Annotated in this window: 22 protein-coding genes; 17 read left to right on the top strand and 5 right to left on the bottom strand. The window is 61.0% G+C overall.

Annotation, left to right across the window (positions count from 1 at the left end; genetic code table 11):
• The first annotated feature begins 168 nt into the window (after positions 1 to 168).
• From QCE48_RS29615 to QCE48_RS29605, 3 genes are all read left to right on the top strand, one after another.
• Entirely contained in the window at positions 169 to 1,194 is a 1,026-nt protein-coding gene (locus tag QCE48_RS29615) for an ATP-binding protein (RefSeq protein ID WP_309788837.1), read from the top strand.
• Positions 1,195 to 1,302: 108 nt separating this feature from the next.
• Positions 1,303 to 2,217, top strand: a complete 915-nt coding sequence (locus QCE48_RS29610) for a hypothetical protein (protein ID WP_309788836.1) — start codon at positions 1,303 to 1,305, stop codon at positions 2,215 to 2,217.
• Between the two features lie 9 nt (positions 2,218 to 2,226).
• The gene (locus QCE48_RS29605; protein WP_309788835.1) at positions 2,227 to 3,513 is read left to right on the top strand and encodes a DUF2201 family putative metallopeptidase; all 1,287 of its coding nucleotides are present in this window, start codon (positions 2,227 to 2,229) and stop codon (positions 3,511 to 3,513) included.
• 75 nt (positions 3,514 to 3,588) lie between these two features.
• On the opposite strand, the gene QCE48_RS29600 is transcribed toward QCE48_RS29605, so the two are convergent.
• Together QCE48_RS29600 and QCE48_RS29595 are read right to left on the bottom strand one after the other, a co-directional pair.
• Positions 3,589 to 4,059, bottom strand: coding sequence for a hypothetical protein (locus tag QCE48_RS29600; protein WP_309788834.1), 471 nt, complete (start codon positions 4,057 to 4,059; stop codon positions 3,589 to 3,591).
• Between the two features lie 25 nt (positions 4,060 to 4,084).
• Positions 4,085 to 4,552, bottom strand: a complete 468-nt coding sequence (locus QCE48_RS29595; protein WP_309788833.1) for a zinc-finger-containing protein — start codon at positions 4,550 to 4,552, stop codon at positions 4,085 to 4,087.
• A gap of 529 nt (positions 4,553 to 5,081) precedes the next feature.
• On the opposite strand from QCE48_RS29595, the gene QCE48_RS29590 reads away from it, so the two are divergent.
• The 14 genes from QCE48_RS29590 (at position 5,082) to QCE48_RS29525 (ending at position 19,220) form a co-directional block, all read left to right on the top strand.
• Complete coding sequence (locus QCE48_RS29590; protein WP_309788832.1) at positions 5,082 to 6,131, top strand: ATPase, T2SS/T4P/T4SS family; 1,050 nt, start codon at positions 5,082 to 5,084, stop codon at positions 6,129 to 6,131.
• A gap of 12 nt (positions 6,132 to 6,143) precedes the next feature.
• Positions 6,144 to 6,497, top strand: a complete 354-nt coding sequence (locus QCE48_RS29585; protein WP_045463810.1) for a hypothetical protein — start codon at positions 6,144 to 6,146, stop codon at positions 6,495 to 6,497.
• Positions 6,498 to 6,543: 46 nt separating this feature from the next.
• Positions 6,544 to 6,807, top strand: a complete 264-nt coding sequence (locus QCE48_RS29580; protein ID WP_053572942.1) for a conjugal transfer protein — start codon at positions 6,544 to 6,546, stop codon at positions 6,805 to 6,807.
• A complete protein-coding gene (locus tag QCE48_RS29575; protein ID WP_116565401.1) occupies positions 6,801 to 9,263 on the top strand; it encodes a VirB4 family type IV secretion system protein in 2,463 nt (820 codons plus the stop codon). The genes QCE48_RS29580 and QCE48_RS29575 overlap by 7 nt, the downstream gene beginning before the upstream one ends.
• Positions 9,221 to 10,054 (top strand): type VI secretion protein, encoded by an 834-nt coding sequence (locus QCE48_RS29570; protein ID WP_309794398.1) that lies wholly within the window; start codon positions 9,221 to 9,223, stop codon positions 10,052 to 10,054. Before QCE48_RS29575 ends, QCE48_RS29570 begins: the two co-directional genes overlap by 43 nt.
• A gap of 14 nt (positions 10,055 to 10,068) precedes the next feature.
• Positions 10,069 to 11,073: a type IV secretion system protein gene (locus QCE48_RS29565; RefSeq protein WP_309788830.1), complete on the top strand. Its 1,005-nt coding sequence runs from the start codon at positions 10,069 to 10,071 to the stop codon at positions 11,071 to 11,073.
• Positions 11,073 to 12,434, top strand: coding sequence for a TraI domain-containing protein (locus QCE48_RS29560; protein ID WP_309788829.1), 1,362 nt, complete (start codon positions 11,073 to 11,075; stop codon positions 12,432 to 12,434). Before QCE48_RS29565 ends, QCE48_RS29560 begins: the two co-directional genes overlap by 1 nt.
• Positions 12,431 to 14,302 carry a conjugative transfer system coupling protein TraD gene (traD, locus tag QCE48_RS29555; RefSeq protein ID WP_309788828.1) on the top strand — a complete coding sequence of 624 codons (1,872 nt, stop codon included), beginning with the start codon at positions 12,431 to 12,433 and terminating at the stop codon, positions 14,300 to 14,302. The genes QCE48_RS29560 and traD overlap by 4 nt, the downstream gene beginning before the upstream one ends.
• A gap of 11 nt (positions 14,303 to 14,313) precedes the next feature.
• On the top strand, positions 14,314 to 14,832 hold the full coding sequence (locus QCE48_RS29550; protein WP_062644340.1) for a hypothetical protein: 519 nt from the start codon (positions 14,314 to 14,316) through the stop codon (positions 14,830 to 14,832).
• Positions 14,789 to 15,043, top strand: coding sequence for a hypothetical protein (locus QCE48_RS29545; protein WP_235023229.1), 255 nt, complete (start codon positions 14,789 to 14,791; stop codon positions 15,041 to 15,043). The genes QCE48_RS29550 and QCE48_RS29545 overlap by 44 nt, the downstream gene beginning before the upstream one ends.
• Positions 15,036 to 15,650 (top strand): DUF4400 domain-containing protein, encoded by a 615-nt coding sequence (locus tag QCE48_RS29540; protein ID WP_309788827.1) that lies wholly within the window; start codon positions 15,036 to 15,038, stop codon positions 15,648 to 15,650. The genes QCE48_RS29545 and QCE48_RS29540 overlap by 8 nt, the downstream gene beginning before the upstream one ends.
• Before the next feature lie 297 nt (positions 15,651 to 15,947).
• Complete coding sequence (locus QCE48_RS29535) at positions 15,948 to 16,784, top strand: ATPase (protein ID WP_309788826.1); 837 nt, start codon at positions 15,948 to 15,950, stop codon at positions 16,782 to 16,784.
• A gap of 9 nt (positions 16,785 to 16,793) precedes the next feature.
• The gene (locus tag QCE48_RS29530) at positions 16,794 to 18,518 is read left to right on the top strand and encodes an ATP-dependent helicase (RefSeq protein WP_309788825.1); all 1,725 of its coding nucleotides are present in this window, start codon (positions 16,794 to 16,796) and stop codon (positions 18,516 to 18,518) included.
• 99 nt (positions 18,519 to 18,617) lie between these two features.
• Positions 18,618 to 19,220 carry a hypothetical protein gene (locus tag QCE48_RS29525; RefSeq protein ID WP_309788824.1) on the top strand — a complete coding sequence of 201 codons (603 nt, stop codon included), beginning with the start codon at positions 18,618 to 18,620 and terminating at the stop codon, positions 19,218 to 19,220.
• A 792-nt stretch (positions 19,221 to 20,012) separates the two neighbouring features.
• Here QCE48_RS29525 and QCE48_RS29520 read toward each other — a convergent pair.
• The 3 genes from QCE48_RS29520 to QCE48_RS29510 form a co-directional block, all read right to left on the bottom strand.
• On the bottom strand, positions 20,013 to 20,465 hold the full coding sequence (locus QCE48_RS29520) for a polymer-forming cytoskeletal protein (RefSeq protein ID WP_062644215.1): 453 nt from the start codon (positions 20,463 to 20,465) through the stop codon (positions 20,013 to 20,015).
• 12 nt (positions 20,466 to 20,477) lie between these two features.
• Positions 20,478 to 21,299 carry a hypothetical protein gene (locus QCE48_RS29515; protein ID WP_309788823.1) on the bottom strand — a complete coding sequence of 274 codons (822 nt, stop codon included), beginning with the start codon at positions 21,297 to 21,299 and terminating at the stop codon, positions 20,478 to 20,480.
• Positions 21,300 to 21,388: 89 nt separating this feature from the next.
• Positions 21,389 to 21,988: a hypothetical protein gene (locus QCE48_RS29510; RefSeq protein ID WP_062644210.1), complete on the bottom strand. Its 600-nt coding sequence runs from the start codon at positions 21,986 to 21,988 to the stop codon at positions 21,389 to 21,391.
• Positions 21,989 to 22,928: the final 940 nt, after the last annotated feature.

Raw genomic sequence — 22,928 nt, 5'->3', positions numbered from 1 at the left:
CGACCTTTGCACGGATTGCCTGACCGCCCGACCCCTACACTGCATCTATCACCCGCGTCACTGACGCATCGACCCAGCCGGCTACGAGCCGGCTTTTTCATATCTTGCCCCACAGGGACCACGTCCCTACGGGCGTAGTCTTTATGGGGCTTCTCTTTGGAAGCCATCATGAAAGTCACGCCCGCTCAACTCACCGAACTCCTCTCGCTGTACGTGCCGAAGCGTCTGCCGGTGCTCATCACAGGCCGCCCCGGCATCGGCAAGAGCGATATCGTTGAACAGACCGCGCATGCGACTGATCACGAACTGCTCATCAGCCATCCCGTTGTCGAGGATCCGACCGACTCCAAAGGGTTGCCGTTTCCCTCGCCCGATGGCACGACCGCCAAGTTCCTGCCGTTCGGGGATTTGGAACGCGCGATGACGGCCAGACGCCCGCTGATCTGGTTTCTGGACGACCTCGGGCAGGCCTCGCCCGCCGTGCAAGCCGCGAAGATGCAGTTGCTGCTCGCGCGGCGCGTCGGGGAGCACGTCCTGCCACCGCAGGTCACGTTCCTCGCGGCCACGAATCGCCGCACGGACAACGCCGGTGTCTCCGGGATTCTCGATCCGGTGATTTCCCGTTTCGCCACCGTGGTCGAGCTTGAACCGACCATCGACGACTGGACGCAGTGGGCCGTGCGCGGAAACATCCCGCCCGCGCTCATCGCGTTCCTGCGCTTCCGTCCGGACTTGCTGTCCGTGCAGAAGACGTCGCGCGACATCGAGAATGCGCCGAGCCCGCGTAGCTGGGGGTTCGTCGCGAAAACCATGGATGTAGTCCCCAAGCATCTGGAGCACATCTCCTACGCCGGTTCGGTGGGAGAGGGTGCCGCGACCGAACTCGTCGCGTTCCTCCAGATCTTCCGCGAACTGCCGAATCCGGACGCGATTCTTCTTGCGCCCGACACGGCCATGATCCCGACGACGCCTTCGGCGTTGTACGCGATCGCGGCAGCGCTTGCGGCACGCGCGAACGAAAACAACTTCGATCGCGTCGTGCGCTACACCGAGCGTCTGATCGGTGAAGGGCACCGCGAGTTCGCGGCGCTGCTGGTACGAGACGCTGTCCAGCGCTCGCCGCAGATACAGAACTCGTATGCCTTCATTGGCGCGCAAGGCGGAAAGATCGGAAAGATCATCCGCGGCGAGTAACCAAGCACTCCACTTTTCTCAGCATTACCCATGTTGGCCCTGTCGTGTCTTCGGACGCACAGGGCCTTTTTCTTTGCTTCATCCATTCTATTTCTACGAGGTTTTCTCATGGACATCACTTCCATCCAATCGAAGGTCATGCTTTGCTCCGTCACGATTTCCACCTGGGTTGCCCGCCGTTTCGACGGCAAGGTGACGCAGGAAGTCGAGAGCAAGCACCACGCGAAGGGCATCGGCAGATTCAATAAACGCCTGTTGCCCGAGCATGCGCCGAGCTTCGCAGAAGTCGTGACGCTCGCCGGCCGCATCCGCTCGTACTTCTACGACCACACCCTGAAGTACGACCAGTTGGGCGTGCGGCTGCTGCCGACGATGGTCTACATGGATTTCGCCGAAAAGATGCGCTCGTTGAAAGACGAGTTCGACTTGGCGGTCTCCGTGTTCTTGACCGACTATCTGAACCTGAAGGAGGCGGCTCGCGAAGAACTGAATGGGCTGTTCAACGAGGCGGACTATCCGACCCTCGCTGAACTGTCCACGAAGTTCGGCGTGAAGATGGCCGTTCTGCCGTTTCCCGACGCCAGCCAGTTTGGCGTCGAGTTGCCGGCGAACGTGCTCAACACGCTCAAGAGCGAACTGGACCAGCACGTTCTGGCCTCGATCACGACCGCGAACGAGGACCTGGTTCGGCGTCTGTACGAAGCAGTGTCGCAGATGGCTAACCGGCTGTATGCGACTGGCAACGTCCGACTGGACGTCGCCAACAACGTGCGGGAACTCTGCGCGTTGCTGCCGAAGCTCAACTTCGCGAACGACCCGCAGCTCACGCACATCCTCGAGCAGGCCAAGACGCATCTGGCCGTGCATACGGGGGCGGAACTGAAGGACTCACGCGTGCTTCGTTCTCAGGTGGCCAGCAAGGCACAGGAGATTGAAGGGCTGATGGCCGCGTTCATGGGCATGCAGCCGGAGCCGATGGATATCGAATCGGCGCACGCGAGCCAACTGCGCCTCGTCGCATAAGGGGGCGTCATGGACCGCAATGATGTGGTGTTGGGCAGTAGCGCGGTCCATCCGCGCATTGCCCGGCAGCGGACCGAGCTTGTCCTCTCCCAACCATTCTTCGGGGCGCTCGCGCTCCGATTGAATGTCCGCGAGGATCCGACTGCCAAGACGTTCTGGGTGGATGGCGAAACGCTCGGATATAGCCCGACGTACATGGAATCGCTCAGCGACCTTGAAGTCAGGGGTGTCGTCGCGCACGAAGTGCTGCACGTAGCAAACGGCCATTGCTGGCGGCAGGGCGCGCGTGACCCGGATCGATGGAACGACGCCTGTGACTACGCGATCAACCCGATCGTGCTGTCCTCGGGCATGGTTCTGCCGAAGGGGGCGCTCGTCGATCCGCGCTACACGGGCAAGTCAGCGGAGGAAATCTACGGTTTGCTGACGCAGGAGGCGAAGGAGAAGCAGCAGCAGAACCAGTCGCCGCAGCATCACCAGCAGCCGCAGAACCAGCAGCCGCAGCCGAGTCCGCAAGATCAGCAGCAGCCGAGCGGCAAGCAGCCCTCGAAGCCGGGTGGCCAGAACGGCACCGCGCCGGGGCAGTCGCCCGGCGATCAGCCTTCGCATCCCGGCTCCTTCGGTGAAGTGCGGTCCTACAAGGGGCCGGACAAACCGGTAAAGGAAGCGGAGTGGAAGGTTGCCGTCACCCAGGCCGCGAAAGCCGCCGCGATGCGCGGCAAGCTTCCCGGCGAGCTGCAGGCGATGGCGGGCGAGGCAGTGCGGCCTGTCGTGGACTGGCGGGCGGTGCTGCATCGGTTTGCGCAGCAGTCGTCGCCGTCGGACTACAGCTTCGCGGCGCCGAATCGCCGGTATCTGCATCTCGGCTTCTATCTGCCGTCGTTGCATACACCGGCGATCGGCGATGCGGTATTCGTGCGTGACTCCAGCGGTTCGGTGTTCGACGAGACGCAGGCGCACTTCGACGCGGAGATCCTCGCGGTTTTCCATTCGTTGAAGCCCGCGCGCTTGGTCGTGATGGATTGCGACACACGCGTCACGCAGGTTCAGATATTCGAGCGAGGCGACTCGCCGGAGATCAAGCCCGTGCGTGGTGGGGGCGGGACGGCGTTCGTCGACCCGTTCAACCGGGTCGCGGAAGACGGCATGAACCCTGCCTTTCTGGTCTATCTGACAGATATGGTGGGGCGCTTCCCGACGGTCGCGCCGCATTACCCGGTGCTGTGGGCTTCAACCACGCCTTTGACACGGGCCAGGAAAGCGCCATTTGGCGAAACGATGGAGGTGATCTGCTAGTCCCCGGCTTGGCCGGGCATTCCCTGAAGAACGAAAGCCCGGCATGCCGGGCTTTTTTTTCGACTGCGCGCGGGCTCAGGCGCGGCGTTTCTTCTGCAGCGGCTGGTACGCATCGCCCGCCTTGAACCGGTCCAGACGGTCGCTCGCCGTGGTCAGCGCGCCGAGCGTTGCGCTATGGAGTTGCCGGTCGTACATGCTGACGATGGCAGCAAGCAGGGCAAAGGCGGACTCCGACGACACGCCCCACATCCCAGTCTGCCGGCCGCCTTCGAATACCTCGGCCATTGCCCGGTCGGCCGCCAGCAGCGATTCGTGCGAGAACTCGCCGTGGCCCGCCTCGCTGAGGAACTTACCGAGCAACACGACTTCGGTGATGTGCTGCGCGGGGCCGACGTGGTAGCAGGCGCCGCGGATCGCTTCCAACGACAGATGGGCACGAAGCGCGAGGTCATCGGCGATTGCACGCGGGATCGGAAGCAATTGCGCCTTGGCAAGGCGCGCACGGGCCGCTTGGGGCGAGCGCTGGAAGGGAAGGGTGCGAGACATGGCAAACGTTGGTTGACTGCCCGGGTTAACGATCTTCCCACGCCGGTTCTGAAGGGGTAACTGTGCGTGCGCGCTGGAAACGCTCCACAACAGCGATCGCGCGCTCGCATTGATCCGGGTCCAGCGTATGGATCGAGCACTTCTCCGGATCTGCCGCGATCTCGCCGGCCAGCCATTTCATCGCTTTGGCGCGCGCCTCGAACACATTGCAGCCGTCGCGCCGGACCTTCGCCGCAACCAACGGCTCGAGCGCCGCGTGGAGCTTGGCCTTCAGTTCGCGCAGGCGCGCGTCGGCGAGACGGCCGAGCGGTACATGCCGGGTGCTGCGCGGAAACACACCCACCCACGCCAGGCAGTCCGTGCAAAGCCATAACGGGCCGTGATCGTCGCGGTAAGGGTAGGCGTCGTCGCCGGCGTTCAACAGCGTCGCCGGCGCGCCGCAGTAGTCGCAATGGGGATGGGGAAGAGGCTTGACTGGTTTTCCGACGCGCATCGCCGAAGACTCCGGGACGGGAACACCCAATATAGCAGGCCCGTCTGCTGATGCAGTCTTTGGTCGGCCACGGCCTACATTATGGAGTGAGGGGCGAGGCAACCGTCGAGTTCGCTGCTGCTGGTCGTCTGTGAGGGCCACGTCGCCTTCGCCGGTGCTGGGCGGGATGGCTTCCACAGGCGCGCCCCGAAGGATGTCTCGATCATAATGGGGTCATGACAGCCAAGTGCTTGCGGCAAACACTTAACAGCTACTTCCGGTCGCACTTAACCCGAAAGCTATATGTTTTCATGCGTCATTCCCCAAAACGGCCGCTATCCGGATAGCGTCACTGGGCTCGCTCAACCAAAATGCGAGCCGTCGACCTCGGTCACCGATGTTGTGAGCTCGAGGGTATCGTCCGAGCGCTGCTCTGCCTGAGCGCATCTACGGCCGCGAAAGCCGCTCAATTTGACGCCTCTTTCGGTGCCTGCGCACGTCTGCCAACAACAACAATATCCGACATGTTAGATAGCCCACAAAGCATCGCATGTCCGAGTCTGCCGACAATCAAGTCTTAAAGCTGCGCCCCCTGGAAGCGGAAGCCGTGCGCATGTTCTTCCATGCGCTTTCGCCGCTGCGCGAGCTGCTCGACTCGCCCGACCTCGCGGAAATCATGATTAACGATTACCGCAACGTCTGGGTGGAGCGTAGCGGCGTGATGACGCGCGAGAACATCGACCTGCGCCCGGAACAGCTAGAAGGGGCAATCCATTCGCTCGCCTCTTCCGTTGAGAAATCGGCGAAGGCGGGTAGCGACAAGGGCATCATCAACGCCGGTCACCAGAACCTGCGTATCGCGGCGGTCATGAGCCCGACGTCGATCGACGGCCATGCGCTGAGCATCCGGAAGCATCGAGAGTCGAAGCTCACGCTGTCGGATTACGTGAACATGGGGGCGTTCTCGGCAGCGAATGCGCGACCGGAGTATGCGGAAGCCATTCACTTCGAAGACGGCATCGAGGACGAAGCACTCATGCGCGCGCTCGTTGCGCTCGTCCAGTCGCGCAAGAACGTGCTCGTCGCCGGCGGCACATCCGCGGGCAAGACGACGTTCCTCAATGCGCTGATCGAGCAGATCCCGCCAGACCAGCGGGTCATCTCCATCGAGGACACGATGGAACTGAAGCTGCACGTGCCCAATCGCGTGCGGTTGCTCTCCAACGCCGATACCAACGTCACGACGCAACTGCTTGTCGCGCTGTGTCTGCGCTTCCGGCCTGACCGCATCATCGTTGGCGAAGTGCGCGGCGGCGAAGCCTACGACCTGCTGCAGGCGCTCAACACCGGCCACGACGGCGGTCTCGCATCCATCCACGCGAACAATGGGCGCACGGCGCTCAGCCGCTTGGAATCGCTCGCCATGCTCGGCATCCCGACCGGATCGCGCTGGGAACTGGAAGACATGCGCAAAAACATCGCTGACTGTTTCAACTACGTCGTGCACTTCAAGCGCACCGGCGAGATGCGGCACGTCTCCGAAATCCTCGAAATCCGGGGATTCAAAAACAACGACTACGACCTACAACGCGTTTTTTAAGGGGAGCATCAAATGAAGGGAAAGAAGGTACTGAATAGAGCCGCCACGGTCGCGAAGCACTTGCGCCCGGGCAAGTCGATGTTGGTCGGCGCGCTGCTGAGCGTGGTGTCGGTGGCCGCGATGGCAGCGGGGGACTTTTCCAACCTGACGGGCCTGACGGACATCATCTGCACGATCAGCAACCTGATCAGCGGCCCGTACCTGTACGGCATCGGCATCGTGCTCATCACGCTTGGCGGCGTCGCAGTGGCGAACTCGGAAAGCAATATCGCCAAGACGTTCTCGGTGGTGCTGGTCGGCCTCGGTATTGCGTCGGTCGCCGTGCCGATCATGCAGAGCCACTTCCACATGGCCAACGCCTGCTGATATGCGCCAGCACAAGGTTAGTCGAGGCCTCTCATTGCCGCGCCAGATGGGCGGCGCAGACCGGGGACTCGCCATTTTCAACGGGACGATGACGGCGCTGCTCACCTACACGAGCTGGACCCCTGGATTTCTCCTTGTCGGCGTGGTGGTGCATGTGTTCTTGCGCTGGAAAAGCTCGACTGACCCGTGGTGGCGAATCGTGATGCTGGTGTACAACCGCTACCCGGACGTCTATGAGCCGGGGCCGAGCAGCCGTTTTAGCGCGCGCTTCAAGCGTCCGTATGGGTTTGATCAGGACCTTCCATGCTGAAAATGATGTTCACCAAGCGCGCGGTGCAGGAAATCGCGCCCTGGGCGACGATGGTTACGCCCGAACTGGTGCTCAACAAGGACGGGTCGCTGCTGACCGTGTTCGAGTTTGAAGGCATCGACGCTGACTCGCCAAATCCCGGCGACATCACCGCCGCCCGCGACAATCTCGACCATGCATGCCGCAACTTCGATCACCGCATCACCGCGTGGTGGCGCATGTCGCACCGGCGCGTGCGCGGAGGCATCGACGGCACGTTCGCGTCGGAAGCCGATGCGCGCGTCGACGCGATTAATCAAGCGATCATCGGCAGCGGCAAGTACTTCAAGAACTCGCACTCGCTCGCGCTGGCGTTCACGCCTGAAACCGGCATCTCGCGGATCTTCGACAAGATCGGCTATCACATGACGGTCGGCGGCAAGAATCTGGCTGTCGCGATGTTCGAAGCGGCGAAAGATACGATTCTCGCGCGCAGCGCCTTCGCGTTCGACCTGACCAAGATCCAGAATGAGATTAAGCGGTTCGAGTCGGTGATCGACGGATTCGTCGGCGGCGTTACGCGCCTGAAGATGAAGCGGCTGCAGCTCCAGAACGTCCTGTCGTTCTTGCATCAGCGAGCGAATCCGTCGACGCCCAAGCGCCGCGTGCGCTATCCGGTCACGATGTTGGACACGCATCTGACCGAGACCGAAGTCACGATAGGCGCGACCGAGCTGATGTTCGAATCGGCGCACGGCAAGGTGTACGCCCGCATCATCGGCATCAAGGAATGGATGGGCTTTCAAGAGGCGGCGCTCGACGTGCTCTCGCAGGTGGACGCCGAATTGGACGTCTGCGTAATGTTCCGTTTCCTCGACACTTCGCGGGCAAGCGCGTACATCAGGAAGATTCGAGGGTTCTATAAGGTTGCGGCCTTCAATCCGGTCGCAATCCTCAAGCAGTGGGCGACAAAGGAAGAGCAAAAGAACGACGAAGGCCGTGAGATTCTCGCGAAGGAAGCGGGTGACGCGCTCGCAAAGCTCGACGCCGAAGGCCAGCAGTACGGCTTCGCAAACATTTCGGTGGTCGTCTATGGGAGCACCCCTGAGGAGTGCGAGGACGCAACGCGTCAGGTGGTCGGCGTCATCGGAAATGCTGGCTTCGGTGTGATCCTCGAGAAGACGAACCTCTTCGCCTCGTGGAGCGCGACGCTGCCGGGCCGGTGGGACCAGCAAAGGCGTCTGCAGTTCGTTGAGACGCCCGCCGTGTCCGACATCGCCCCGCTTTGCAGTGTGGGCGAGGGTTCGAAGGTCAACGAATGGCTGACGCAGCAGTCCGGCACGAAAACCGGCCCGCTCACGTGCCTGCCGACCCGCCATCGCACGCTCCAGTATTTCGACTTGCATCATCCGGGCGGCAAGGCGCACACACTCGTCGTCGGTCCAATCGGCGCGGGTAAGTCCGTGTTTCTGAACTACCTGATGACCCAGACGGGCCGCCACGGCGCGCGCCGCATCCGGTTTGACAAGGACCGCTCGACACGAATCCCGACGCTGCTCGGCGGCGGCCGTTTCATCGATGCCACCGGCCGCTTCGAGGCCGCGACCTCGGTCAATCCGCTTTCCCTGATTGGCGAAGAAAAGCACTGGTCTTACGTCGCGGACTGGGTGCAGCTTGCCATCGAGGGCGAGGACTACACGTGCACGCCGCAGCAGCAGACCGAAATCTTCGACCGAATCAAGACGCTGGCGCTGGGCTTCCCGCCTGAAAAGTGGCGTCTGTCGAGCTTGATCACGCTGCTGCCTGCGGACTTGCGTGAGCGGTTGCAGGTTTGGACTGAAGGCAACAAGAACGGCAAGTTCTTCGATCACGCCGAAGACGGCTTCGCAATCTCGGACGATTTGTCGATCGAAATGGGCGACCTGTTCCAGAACTTCCCGGTGGCCGCCGCGTTGTTCATGGACTACGCGTTCTACCGGATCGCGCAGATTCTCGACGGCAAGCGCTACACGGTGATTGAGATTGAAGAGGCAGGCTTCTTCTTTACCTACCCGAAGTTCTATGCGCGCCTTGAAATCTGGGCGGTGACGATCCGAAAGCTCAACGCGGCACTGGTGATGGCGACGCAGTCTCTTGGGCAACTCGCACGCGTGCCGAACTTCGAGATTCTGAAAGAGAACATCCCCAACCTGATCTATTTGCCCAACAGCGACGCGATCAACAACCAAAACCTGTACCGCGATGTGTTCGGCCTCACGCCGCATCAGATCAAGATGATCTCGGACGCAGTGCCCAATCGCGATTACCTGTGGGTGACGGCGAAGCAAAGCCGGATGCTGCAGGCACAGTTCCCGAAAGAAGCGCTCGCCTACCTCCGCTCGGACGGCCGGGCGCAGGCGCTCCTCGACAAGCACGTCAAGTCCGGCAGCCCACAGTGGCAGGAGGAGTACGTGCGCGACGTACTCGTCAACGCTTAACGCTTTATCTGCAAGGTACCGCCATGATGAAAAAATTGCTCCGCTGCATCGCCGCGACCGGCGTGTTGACGGTTGGTCTCGTCCAGCAGACCTACGCGAACATGCCCGTGTTCGACGCATCGAACTTCCTTCAAAACACCATGACGGCAGTGGCCGCCGTGAAGGGTGAGGTTTATCAGGATTCGAACCTGGTCTATCAGTACCAGATGATGCTCAATCAGCTCAAGCAGGCGACCAACCTCGATCCGTCCGCGATGCTTGCGCAATTCAAAAGCATCACGAGCGACATTTCAAGCCTGACCAAGTACACCGACGCACTGAAGGACCTGTACGGTGGGCTGCAGAACAACGCCGAGTACGCAAGCAAGGTGCAGGCTCTGATCACGCAGTCGGGAAAGACGCCCGAGCAGTGGTTCACGGACCAAAACACGCTGCTGCAGAACAACGACAAGACGGCCAAGCAGCTCTTCCAGCAGGGCAACGACGTCATCTCGAATGTGATCACGATCGCGAAGCTCCGGCAGGAGATCCAGGACCAACTGAACATGTCGCCGACGATGGAAGCCACCGCTCAGTTGACCACGCACATGCTGGACATCATCTCCAGTCAGAACAGCGACCTTCTTACCATGATGGCAGCGAAGCAACGCAGCGATGCGGTGAAGGATTCGGCGACGGTCGCTGACCAGCAGGCGAACAATGCGACGCAAGCGGCCATTAAGGCAAAGCAAGACCAGCAGCGCGCTGCATTCGACGCGCAAATCGGGTCGTCAAAAGTACTGGGGCAGTGATGGCGCGTTCTTGCATGGCCACACTGCGGATTGTTGTCCTGCTCTTGGCAACGATCGTCGCCACGGCGATGTTCCCGGCTGGAGCGCTTGCCCAAGCGGCTAATGCGTCGGCGAGTTCTGCGACCGCCGCTGGGTCGGCGGCTCTCCTTGCCAGTCCGGACGGCGATTTTGGCAAGGGCGCGCAGACGGCAGTCACCCAAATCGATTCGCTCGTAGGCAATTTGATACCCAACGCGATCACTGCGAGTTCGGGCGTGATGGACGAGGCGAACAAGTTCGCCTGGGGCTTGGGCGTCATCTCGCTGGTCCTCGTCGGTGTTCGATTCGCCGGCACCCATCACCCGATCTCTGCTTGGGTCAATTTGTTCGAGGAGGTCGCTGTACTTGGCATCTTCGTTGCCCTCTACCTCGGCTACACGGCGAGCGCGAGCGGGTTCTGGACATGGTTTCAGCAACTGGCGGCTCATATCAGCGGCGCCTCGGACTCGTCGACGGGTGGGCAGATGGCGCATTTGGCGGGGGTCATCTTCGACGGGCTAAAGGAGAAACTGACGTCAATCAGCCTTTGGAACTTTCCCGCGGTCTTGTCTGATGCGATGGTCATGTTGCTGGCCGCGTTCTTGATGTGCTTGGCGGCGATCGTGTTCATCTACTACTCGGCAGTCGGGCAGATTCAGTCGGCCATTGGAATCGTGCTTGGGCCAATCGCGATCGCTCTCGGCTTCTCGTCCTACACCCGCAACTACTTCGTTAAGTGGCTGGACTGGATGATCAGCGCCGGAATGTATGTCGTCGTCGTCGCGATCCTGATGAAACTCGTTGGATCGTCGATCGGCGATGCGGTGTCGAAGGCGTCTGGCGTTGGTGGGGCCACAACGGTGAACTCGATCTACGTCTTCAATTTGGCGATATTCATCCTGTTGTTGTCGCTCGAGATTCCGAAGCTTGCGGCGATCTTTGGCGGCGGTGCAAGTGCAACGGGCACTGCGGCGCTGAAGCTGGCAAAGGGTTTCATGTGATGACCACCGCTCACGAATCTATCCTTGCCGAGGACCTATTCGCCACGCACCAGAAGCGCATTGAGCTTGTTCGACAATGCGCGAACGAGAGCACCGAAACGGAGTTCGCGCGCAAGTGGCTCGCAGTGTTACGTCGCTGCGCGAACTGGTTTTCGTCCATGCCGCTGACGCCCGAATTGCATTGCGAGCCGGGCGGTGCCTTCCGCGCGACGATCGAATCGACGTTCTATGCCATGCGGCTCGCGGGTGGGCAGAAGTTCGCGGCTGACCTCACGTCTGACAAGCGTCGCCGGCTGGAGCCGCAATACAACTACGCCGTCTTCCTGGCCGCTGCGTGCACGCTGCTGGACGAGCCATTTCGTCACTTCGAGATGGTGCGGCTCTCGGACCGCACGAAGTGGAATCCGGCGGCGCACGGGGCGTTCGGCACGTGGATCGGAGCCGGTCAATTTGCGGTTGAGCGGCGTGTGACGCCACTGAAAAGCGAGCGCATGCGCACCGCCATGTTTGCCCAGACCGTCATCACACCCGAGCTGCTCTCAGGGTTCGACACAACGGTGCTGGACGACCTCTTCAACGCGATCAATCCTGAGCGCAGCCCGCAGGGGTTCGAACCCCTCGTCCACAAGGTGGTGCGGCAGGCCATGGACGTTGCGGTGGACTTTGAACGCAAGGCGCAACGCGCCGTCTTCGCGCCGGTCAAGTATGACGTTCCCTCAGCCGTGCACGTCGCGCTCGCGCTTGAGCCGCAGTTCGTCGCGACGCCCGCCCCGGAGACTGTCAATGCTTCCGCAGGCCAGGCACGGCCGTCGGCGGCCGTCGCTTCAGCGCCTCAAGCCGACGTTTCCGCGCAGAACGATGCCGTTGTTGGAGCAACGGCCGCGTCGGAGCAGCAGGCCAGTGCCTCTGCGCCGAAGTTCTCTCAGTCGTTGCTCGATGCGTTGGAGCGCAGCGAAGCACAGGCCGCTGGTGCGGCCGCGGCTGAGCCCTCGACCGGCCCGAGCGCGCCTGCGTCGCGCCCGGCGCCCGTCGACCCTGCCGCAGCGCGTCCCGCAAGGTCCAATGCAAGCAGAGTTGGTCCGACTGACGAAGAATTGACGGAACTCCTGGGACCCGGCGCCGCAATGCTGAAAGAGTTTTTCAAAGCCCTTGCTGGCGACGTGGCGACCGGAAAGGCGGAAGTGACGTGGGAAGAGAAGGGGCTGGCCGTCAAGAAGCGGCTCGTCGGCGGATACGGCATCACGAGCGATACCCTTGTCGAACAACTCAAGAAGCGCAGTCTCCTCATGCGCGCACATGGCAATGACATTTGCATCGTTGAGCGCGCCGGACGTCTCATCGTGGAGCGACCCGCGGCATGAACTACGTCAATCACTTCCGTCCGATCTACGAGTTTCGTCCGTTTCTCGTTTGGCCCATCGTCATCGTTGGCATTTTGATCTCCGGGATGCCATACGGCTGGGCGTTTGCGCTAGCCGGCGCGGCCCTGCTGTCGATCCGTGCGCTCCAGATATGGAAGGCGCTGAGCTTTCGCATGGCCATCTCAACGAAATGGCTGAGCAAGATTCGCATCGAAAAGCTTCTTGCCACGCAGAACGCGATGCGGAAAAGAGCGGACTCGATGTATCTGGGCATCGGATACGAGTGGACGCAGAAGCATACGCAGATTGCCCACGAAATCCTCCGGATGCCCGTAACCGACATTCCGTCGTTGCCGAAGTGGCTGCCGAAAACCGAGATAGGCCGGACCGTGGAGGAGCGCATTGAGCGGCTATTCGGTCCGCGCGACAGCATTCGCGATCGCATGCCGCAGGGATCGTCCTGGATCCACGGTATGGAGCAGAAGAAGGTCGAGGTGCCGTTTCACTATAAGGCGATGGGCGGTCACACGCTGGTGGCGGGCACGACTGGCGCGGGCAAGACCCGCACCTACGAAGTCATCTCCACGCAGGTGATCCACAACCCGAAGGACGTCCTGATCATCGTCGACCCCAAGAACGATGACGAGTGGAAAAAGCGCGTGGAGAAGGAGTGCGCGCGCACCGGGCGCAAGTTCCTGTACTTCAATCAGGCGAAGCCGCATGAGTCGATCCGGTTGAACCCGCTCGAAAACTGGTCGCAGCCGTCGGAAATTCCGTCGCGCATCGCTCAGTTGATGGAGGAAGGCCAGTTCCGTGATTTCGCCTTTCTCTTCATTGACCGCGCCGTGAAAGGCGAGCTGTATGTCGGCGACAAGCCCAACCTGCGCTCGATCCTCAAATACGCACAGTCAGGCATCGCTAATTTACTCGACCGCGGGCTTCGGCGTTTCTTCATCGAGAAGGGCCTCACCGACTGGGAAGAACTGACGGTGACGGCGACCGTAAAAGACGCGCAGCGCCGCAACGACGCCTCGTTGATTGACGGGATGGTGAAGTTGTATCTCGAGCGCTTCGCCGCTCACGATCGCGGGCACGAGACGATCGATGGATTGATCGCCACGCACACCCACGACCGCGAGCACTACATGAAGATCATCGCGTCCGCGTTGCCGCTGCTACAGATGCTGGCGACCGGGGAAACCGGTCTCATGCTCGCGCCAAAAGCGGACGACTTCGACGACGAGCGCGAGATCTGGGACATCGACAAGATCATCAAGCAGAAGGCGGTCTTGTATATGGGGCTCGACTCGCTATCGAACAACATCGTGCAGAAGGCAATCGCCTCGATGGCATTGTCGGACGTGGCGGCCGTGTGCGGGGCGATCTACAACTTCTATGCTGAGAAGCCCGATGTCGTGCTGATCATCGATGAGATCGCGGAGGCCATCAACGAGCAGGTGATTCAGATCCTGAACAAAGGCCGCGGTGCGGGATTCAAGGCGTTTGTCGCATTCCAGGCGCGTGCCGACCTCGAAGCGAAACTGGGAAACGCAGCGAAAATGCTGCAGGTTTTGGGTAACCTCAATAATCAGGTGGTGCTTAGACTAGAGGACTCAGATACAGCAAAGTGGTTCTCGGACAAGGTGGGCGAGACTGCGATCCGCGTGGTGAGCGTGTCCAACAGCACCAACACCACGACCGAGGCGCACGCGCTTGAATTCAGCGGCTCCCAGTCCCGGTCCATCCAGCTGGAGAAGGTGCCGCTCATTCCCGTCAAGCTGCTTCACAGTTTGCCGAATCTGCAGTACTTCATGCGCATCTCTGGCGGTGCCGTGTACCAAGGTCGAATTCCTATCATCGAAGGCTAAAACACAAGATTATGTCCGCTGCATATAAAAACGTCATTCGCGATCACAAGCTCTCGCACAGACTGGTTGCGGTCTTTAATGTCGCACCGGAATTGGAGCTCGCCTGCTCGCGTGTGGCCGACTTCATCGGGGAGCGCTTTGTCGGAGACAAAGGGCCGTTGGTCGCCGAGATGATCGAGTCGGCGCTGGATGGTTTCCGGCGCGCCAAGCGCACGGGCGACCAGCATATCGCGTTCATGCAGGGACTGTTCGAGCCATCGAAAGCTCTGTACGCCCGCCGGCTTGTCGCGCGGTCTGGCGACAAGGTGTCCGTGTGGTGTCCGATGGTCGAGGCGATTCCGGCGTTCGAAGCGCGCCATTTTGAGTACCAGTTCGAAATGGTCGATGAGCGTTGCCCGGAAGAGATCACCGAGCGAACCGCGGCGTTCCAGCTCGCCGCACGCGTGCTTCAAGGGGAAGCTTTCCGCCGTTACTTCGAGGAATACGATGTCGCTCACCGTTACGATCATAGCGAAGCTGTCGGGAGTTGAGCCGCGCACGGCCCAGCGCGCACGCGACACGGCTGCTGCATTCGACGGCGATGTGAACGCGGCCGTGCCCGAGGAATTCACTTACGGCGCGGGCGCCCGGTGCTACGCGTTGGCGACGATCGCCGAATTCCGGCCGGCGCTCTTTTGGGGCGGACTGATGGCGCTCGTGGCGGTGCCCGCCCTCATGCTGGTCAAGGTGCTGCATGGCTAGTCGGTTCGGTTCGCACATCAAGGTGTGGTTTCTGCTTGTGCCGGTGCTAGCTATCGCGGTCATGCCAGCGATCCCGGAGCGAAAGCTATTCGAGGTGCCGGAAGCGGAGACACGTTCTCTCGTTGAGTCCGTAGGGCAGGACCGGGTCGACCGCGCGATGCGCAGCGCCAACGAGGAGTTCCGCCGTGCGTTTGTCGATAACGGGCTGCTGCACCGCACGCTGAATGCCTCGGGAAAGGTAGGCGGCTTGGACGACGGCGGGTTCTCATCGTTCGCCCATACCTGGACTGAGAATTTCTGGCTGCTGGTGTACCGGATGCTATTCCGCGCAATGGTGATGAAGATGTGGATCATCGGAACGCTGCTTTTTGCCCTCGGCATGTTCATCGACGGTGCGGCACGCCGCAAGATCAAAGCGTCGGCTGCGGGCTTTGTGAGTCCCCTGTCTTTCCATCTGGCAGGGCACGGGCTGCTGTTGGTGACCGGCACGCTGTTCGCGGTGCTGGTGGTTCCGTTGCCGGTCTTGGTCGGCTACTGGGTCGCCGTTGCGGCGCTCCTCGGAGGTCTCCTGTGGAAGGCGGCCGAGTCGTTCCAGTCGTCGAGATAGGGAAATAAATCGCACGACACCTCGAAAGCTCACGAAAAACAGCTTCATTCTTCAAAAGCAACGCTATCCGGATAGCGTTGCTTTTGTTTTTTCTCGTCCGTCCGCATTGCCACCGTCCCAAACTGCCTGCCTGCGCGCGCGCCTGCCAATCGGTGAAAGGCGCTTCAAATAGTCACCGTTTCAAGCCTCCACACACTGCCCCCGCCGCAACAATGTTGAATATGGGCAACGCGCTTCGCTTGCCTTATCCCCCACGATGAAACGGGCCCGATGCGGTCCAGATAGGAGAAATGGCGAATGAGCACGGTTGTCGAACCCGGCAGTGAAGAAAAGGTCGCGCTGAGCGCGCTTGAACAAGGTACGGTCGAGCCGCCGCTCACGACCGACGGCGCGGACGACGGCGAGCTCGAGCGCGAACTGACGCAGATGGAGGCCGACGCAGACCGACTCCAAAAAGAAGGCGTGATCTCCACCGACGACGCCGACATGAAGCGGGCGGAAGTCGCCAAGACGCGAAAGCTCTTCCGCGACCTGCCTGCCGCTGAGCGTATCGCCATCATCAAGCGCCGCCGCGAAATCGGTCGTCAATTGCTGGACCGCCAGCTTTCCGGCGCAGCAGTCGTGACCGCACGCGTGCGTCTGAACCACACCCGCCTGAAGCCGCTGTTCGAACAATGGTGGCCGTACATCAACCGCATGAGCATCAACATGCAGCGTTTCGGCCGCTCGACTTTCGGCGAGAACGACAAGGAAGTGGTCAACAGTGCGCTGGAAAAGCTGCTTGCGGGCATCGAGAGCTACGTCGACGAGCAACTGCGTGTGGCCGAAGGGTTCCGTCAGCAGAAGGAAGCGGAGCTTCGTGCCAACAAAGAGTTTGTGTTCGAGCCGACGATCCCGATGCCTGCGATGGATATAGAGGTCGAGGCTTACTCGCGCTTTTCGATGCGCGTACTTAGCGCGATCATGAAGTTCGATCGGGCGATGGATCACTTCGACTTCATGGTCTGGAACGGCATTCGCGATCAGTCCGATGTCGACGACGAGGCTGTCAACTTTCTCAAACGCTTCAACCCGCTTGGCATTCGCGGGTACATGACGCACCTGAAGCTGATGACGACGGTCCGCGGCAACTAAGGAAACGCGATGCTGGACGAACTCAATCCCCAGCAACGGGAAGTCGCCCAGTTGCGCCAGCATTGCGTGGCGATCGCCTGTCCGGGCGCGGGCAAGACGAAAACGATCGCCACGAAAGCAGCCCTGCTGCTACAAGACAGCTCGGCGACGGTCGGCGCCGTCACCTTCTCGAAGGATGCCGCGCTCGAATTGCGCGAGCGCATCCTGGCCGCTGCCGGCGAGTCGGTGAAGAAGCGCCTGATCGCAGGCACCTTCCATTCGCTGGCCTTCAAGCAACTTAAGCGTCCCGGCGCGCGCTCGCTCGATATCGCCTCCGATGGCGACCGGCTCGGCCTGCTCATCCGTGTGATGCAGGAACTCGGCCGCGACGGGAAGGCAGAGGACGTCATTCCAACGATCGAGAAGATCAAGACCAATTTCGGGCGGTGCGACCCGGACACTGCCGACGGCGAGCTGTATCACGCCTATCAGGACGCGCTTGCACGGAACGGCAAGATCGATTTCCAGGACATGCTGCGGCTCGCTGTAGAGGGGATGGAGCAAGGCACCATCGCCCCATACGCGTTCACCTATCTGCTCGTTGACGAGTTTCAGGACACTGACCCGTTGCAGTACCGCTGGATTGAACTGCACGCGCAGGCAGGCTCGATCGTGACGGTCGTCGGCGACGATGACCAAAGCATTTACGCCTTCCGCGAGGCGCTGGGCTACCGAGGCATGGAGTCGTTTATCCAGTCGTTCGCCGCGAAGCCTGTTGTCCTAGGCAGCAACTACCGGTGCCGGGCAGAGATTCTGGGCGCAGCGGACCGGGTGATCCGCAACAACGCCGACCGGATCGCGAAGGTGCTGCGTGCGGAGAAGGGCTCGGGCGGTAACGTGCAAACCTCCCGCCATCCAGACGAATATGAGGAAGCAACTGCGGCGGTCGAGCTGCTCGGGCCGCTCCTCGCGCAAGGGCAGTCTTGCGCGATCCTTGCGCGTACCAATCGCATCCTCGACCCGCTCGAGTCTGTCTGCCGCTCGCATGGCGTCAAATATTACCGTGCATCGGGCGCGTCGGTGCTGAGCCGCCCGGAGGGTGCCCTAATGTGCAACCTGCTCGAAATCGTCGAGCGAATCAAGGACACGGGCCTTGATGCTGTACTCGCGCACCTAGGGCTGACCGCTCAGCAGTTACGCGCACTCCATGCCGATATGGGGGCAGAACTGACCCAAAAAGGACGGGCGGAGTTGGTTGTCCTCGGGCTGCCAGAGGACGTGGCGACCAACTATCGCGAGTTCATGAAGCGGCTCGCCGAATGGCAAAGTCTGTGCGATCGCAAGTTTTATTCGCTAACGCTCTCCGGCGTCGCCGAGTGGATGCTGAAATACGCGAAGAAGGATTCAGCGATCCGGGCGATTCAGGCGACGAACGACGTCCTGTCACGCCTTTCCGGAAGTTTCGCCGAGCGGCTGCTGTTCCTGCGCCAGGACAACAATGAGCCGACGCCGGGCGCGCTTATCCTGACGACCATGCACAGCTCGAAAGGGCTGGAATGGGACCACGTGTGGATTGCGCGCAGCGAGGAGACAATCGTGCCGGACCCGAAGTCCACCGAACCAGAAGAGCGGCGTTTGTTTTACGTCGCAATGACGCGTGCGAGAGAGTCGCTCATGATCTCCGGCACGTCGAAGAACTTCGAATCACGATTCGTCGTGGAAGCGCAACTGACGGCGGTAGCTGCAGCCGCCTGATCTGTGCGCGCCAGTTTCACGCCGATAAAGGCCTGGCGGCACCTCAAAATTTCACCTATACCATCGACTACCACTCCCGCCACGCTCGAGGAACCGGTCATGTCGACATTTCGCCACGTCCTTGGTCTATGGTTAGTGCCCGATTTCTCGGCTGTCGAGCGGGGTGAGATCCCGCCTCCACACGTCAATTACGACGCTCTTGACACGCGTGACGTGGCGGAGACGCTGTCCAAATTCAATGATTGCGGTGAAGACGTCGCCATCAGCGTTCCCAATGATGCGGTTGACCAGGTTACTGTCCAATTCCGACTGACGGGACGCGCGGCTGGAAGTCCCCAGTGCGACGATTTCGCTCTTGAACTGCTGAACATGGCCGAACGCACCGCTTATCTAGATACGCGCGGGTGTTGGGCGGAGCTCCATGCGCTGCCCAACAGGCGACAAGCCCCGCCTCCCGTCTTGCTGTTGTTCGTGGTTAGCGGAGATTTTGACGGGGTGATGGTGTGGTCGCAGCAGTTGCGGATGCGGCTGGGCATACGGGCAGCAGATATGCTGAAGCAGATAGCTGGCGACGTCGCAGACGCAGATTATCAAGGCCATCTGCCCAGCGAACTCGCGATGTACTTTGGACGCATCTTTGGAATTCCGTACCGGCGAGAGTGTCTAGTGACTGGGCTTGCTAGTTCGCCGGTGCCGTACTGATGGTCAGCGCTTCCGGATGAGCGTCCGCGCGCAAGGATAGGATTGCTGCATTAAAAAGCCCGCTATATGCGGGCTGTAGATAGCATCGCCCTGAGAGCCGGACTGGGGAGCGTCGGTTTGAGCCTTCACCGTTTCGGCTGCAGAGCGAGCTTGTAGATTGCGACGTACCGGCGAGCGGGACGGTTCCAATGCGGCGTATCGGCGGGCATGGCGTGGCTATTCACGAGTCGTCCGGTATCGAGCATGCAAAAGCAGTGACCTTCGAAAGCCGCCTCTTGGGCGGCCGCGTCCCACGTCACAGTGAGAAAGTCGAAGATAGGGTCAATCGGTTTCATGGTCGGCTGTCGCGTCCCATCCGGTGGTCGTGTCCTCATCCAACAGCGCATACTCACGCACTTGCGTCTCCTTTCCCGGGCGCCGGATGTAGGGTCGGTGCGTCGCGTGCCGGCGTCTTCTCGTCGCCGCTAGTGGATGTTTTAAAGCGAATGAAGCCCATGTTTGCGAACTGCATGCCGCTCGCGAGGGCCAGCAAGAGCGCGAAAACGAGAGACTTCCCAACAAGCTCGAGAACGTTGGGGAGATACCGAAGAGGTGAACGAGGGTTGTCATACTTGCATCAAAGAGCGTCAGGTGATCTTGGAACGAGGCGCGGGCGCGGCTTACGAGATCGTCAGCCGAAGTACCGAAAAGCTCGTCCAGTTGGGCGTCGAGGGCTTTCCGCTGCGCATCCGCCCAAACCTGTGAATCGGTGGTCGCCACCACCGACGGCGCACATCGGGCTTATAGGGGAGCTCAGGCCTTTGCGCGGGAGAGCTCTGTCACATTTGATTCCGCGCGTTCCTGGCCTTTCACGTCGTCCAGGCGCGGACCGCCGATAGGCCCTTCGTCCGGCGTCGAATCGACCTCGATCGTCAGCATTCTGGCAACGCGCTTCAGCGTGCCATTCAAAGACGCACGCGGACCAAGGCGGATCGTGCCGGAGTAAAAGATGTCGCCCGAGACTTGGCCGTTGATTTCCAGCGAGCCCCGAGCGTGCACATCTCCGTCGACGCGCCCGTCAATGCGAACGTGCTCGCCCTGCGCGGAGCCCTTTACGAGTCCGCCTTCGCCGACGTGCAGCAGACCCTGCGTCGAGATGATGCCGCCGTCGAGCAGGCCGAAGAACGAAATGCCGTGATCCACGACCATGTCGCCGGTGATCGCGCAGCCGCGCGCAATAAGCGTGATATTGAGTTCGGTTTTCATGGTGTCGTTTCCTCAGAACATCTGCACTTCGTTAGAGCCGGCGCGGTTCGCAGGTGCCGACTTCTTGCTCGTTCCCGACCCGGTATCGCCATCGCTTACCTGCTCATCGCGCGAATGCGAGCGGTGGCGGTAGCTGTGCGTGCGGGTTGGTGCCACGTTCTGTTGCGACGCATGTTCATCTGCGGCAGGCTGTGCCGGAGGTTGCGCAGGCGTCACTGAGGTCGCGGGCTTGTTGGAAGCCTGGGTAGCCGCCTCTGTCTCGCGACGCGCTTGATGAATAGGTGAGGCAGCCGCTCGTTGCTCATCGTTGGAGACTGCAGGGGGCGGCTTGGTGGCGGCCACGCTCGCTGAGGGGCCGCCCGTCGTGCCCAACGAATTCTTGAACTGGTCAGCCGTCAGGCCGATCGAGGATGCAGGAGCGACGTCCTTCCCGGTCAGCGTCGGAGCGAGCGCTACCGGATGAGGCGGTTCTGCATCGATCTGGCGCGTCGCTGCGGCGACTGGCTGTCCTTCCGTTGCAGCGCGTTGGCTCTGATCGGGTTGCGGTTGGGCAACCGTCTTCTTCGGGTTGTGCGAGGAGGGCGCGGCCACCGACTTGTACAACGACGCGGCTCCCATACCGGCCATAGCCACGACGGCGGCGATAGCGACTGCGACGACGCTACGGCGGGCAACAGGCACCACCTTCGGGAGCCGCACTTTGCGCGTGGGTGTCCTAGCGTGTGCCGTCAAATTAGCCGGCGCCGGGAGCGCAGCGAGCTGCCGCGGCAGGTCAATGGTCATTGAGTCCGGTGCGAACTGCGCATGCAGTCGTTGAATTTCGCGTAAGTCCATGCGGGGTCCTCCCGTCGTTGTGTTAAGTCGAGCATATCCAGCGCCGCCACGGGTCAAGACCGGGAGCGCAGAGAAGTTCGTTTCCAATGTCAGTGAGTTCGATCCGAGTCCGGAAGCAGCACACCTTCTGGCGCAAAGCGGTTGTTGTCCGGCATGCACAAGAAAGGGATTTGATTGATGCGTGCCTCAGCAGCCTCAAGCGCGGATTGGCGCACTTGAGCCGTCATGGTTCGCAGCATCAGCGCTTCCATCGTCTTCAGGAAAAGCTGGTCATACATCGAGAGGAGCCGCACGAGGCGGCCGGACATGGCGTGCTTGATTTCAAGCGTGACCATCTCCGGCGGCGTCGGTGCGCGTCGACCTGGAAACTTGCTTGCCCACGCGAGCGCCTTCTTCATAAAAGCCTCGGCCGTACGAAACTCCGACTCGATCGCGATGAGCTTGCCCCCGCGCGCAACGGTCATCTTTGCGGCCGCGAAGTTGAAGTCGGCGCGCAGGAATTCGCGTGCGTACAACGAGTAGTAGGGCAGTTCCGTCTTCGCCAGCGTGTCGCCATTGATACGTGCGAGGCGGCTGTCGTTGGTGAGCCGGTTCAACGGACGAAGACCGCTTTGCGCTGCGCTTTCGTTGCCGAGCGCTGCAGCCAGTTTGGGGTCTTCGTCGGGCGCTTCTAGGTCAGTAACAGCCATGATGTTCTCGGTATGTCTGTGTTCTCTCTCACATAGAATTTTCGTTGATCAGGCAAGTGTTCAAGCGGGCGAAAGCTATATGAATTTCGTGAGCTTTTCACCTCACGCGAGCGTCGATAACCCGGATACTCAACTCCATTCCCCGCGTCACCGACGCATCGACCTCGACTCCAAGCCCGGAGTCCATCTTTTTTCTGCAAGTCGTGCCCGCCTCGTGCGTTAGGCATGCGCCGACCGGATAGCTACCGGTGTGGAAATCTTCCTTGTGCTGAGTGTGCTCGCTACACGCTCCCCAATTTCAGCCGTAATACTCGTACCCTGTGCTGCATTCATATGCGCCGGTACATCGTTCGAACCCGGGTTTTCGGGTGTTCTCTCTCCAGAGCCTGATCTGGGTAGAACGATCGAAGTTGGCTGATCCGTGATTCCTGCGGCGGAAGCAATTCCGAAAAGGGCTGTTGCGCGGCGTGACCATGCTGCGCGAGAACGACTTTACGTTCTCTGACCGAGCGACACCGGCTTATGCCGGCCGCTCCCTGCACGCCACGTCCCCGGAAGGGACGTGGCGCGTAGGTCTCTATATCGATTTCACGAAGCTCGCTCCCTCACCGGAGCGGGCTTTTTTTTCGTCCGTCGCTTCCTGCGGCCGGACCTTTCTCAACGGAGGTGCTGTTCTATGTTGTTGCCCGACCGCCTCAATCAACGTATCGCCGAGGCCATCACGCATCAAATCAATACCGAGCGGGAGCAGGCGGACACCACGTCCCCCGTTTGGCGAAAGCGGTGCGAAGTAGCTCGAGTCGCGATGTTCAGCGACGCCGAGCGCTCTGTCTTCATTTCCCATGTCAGCGAACGTCGCGGCAGTGCGGCAGCCCGAGAGATGCAATCTCAGGCCGAATCACTGCGGACCAACGCCATCTTCTTTCTCGCAAGGAAACCG

It is taken from the genome of Caballeronia sp. LZ024, assembly GCF_031451455.1.
Taxonomy (GTDB): Bacteria; Pseudomonadota; Gammaproteobacteria; order Burkholderiales; family Burkholderiaceae; genus Caballeronia; species Caballeronia telluris.
Note: the sequence above shows the minus strand (reverse complement) of the source record. Positions and strands in the feature narration are given on the sequence as shown.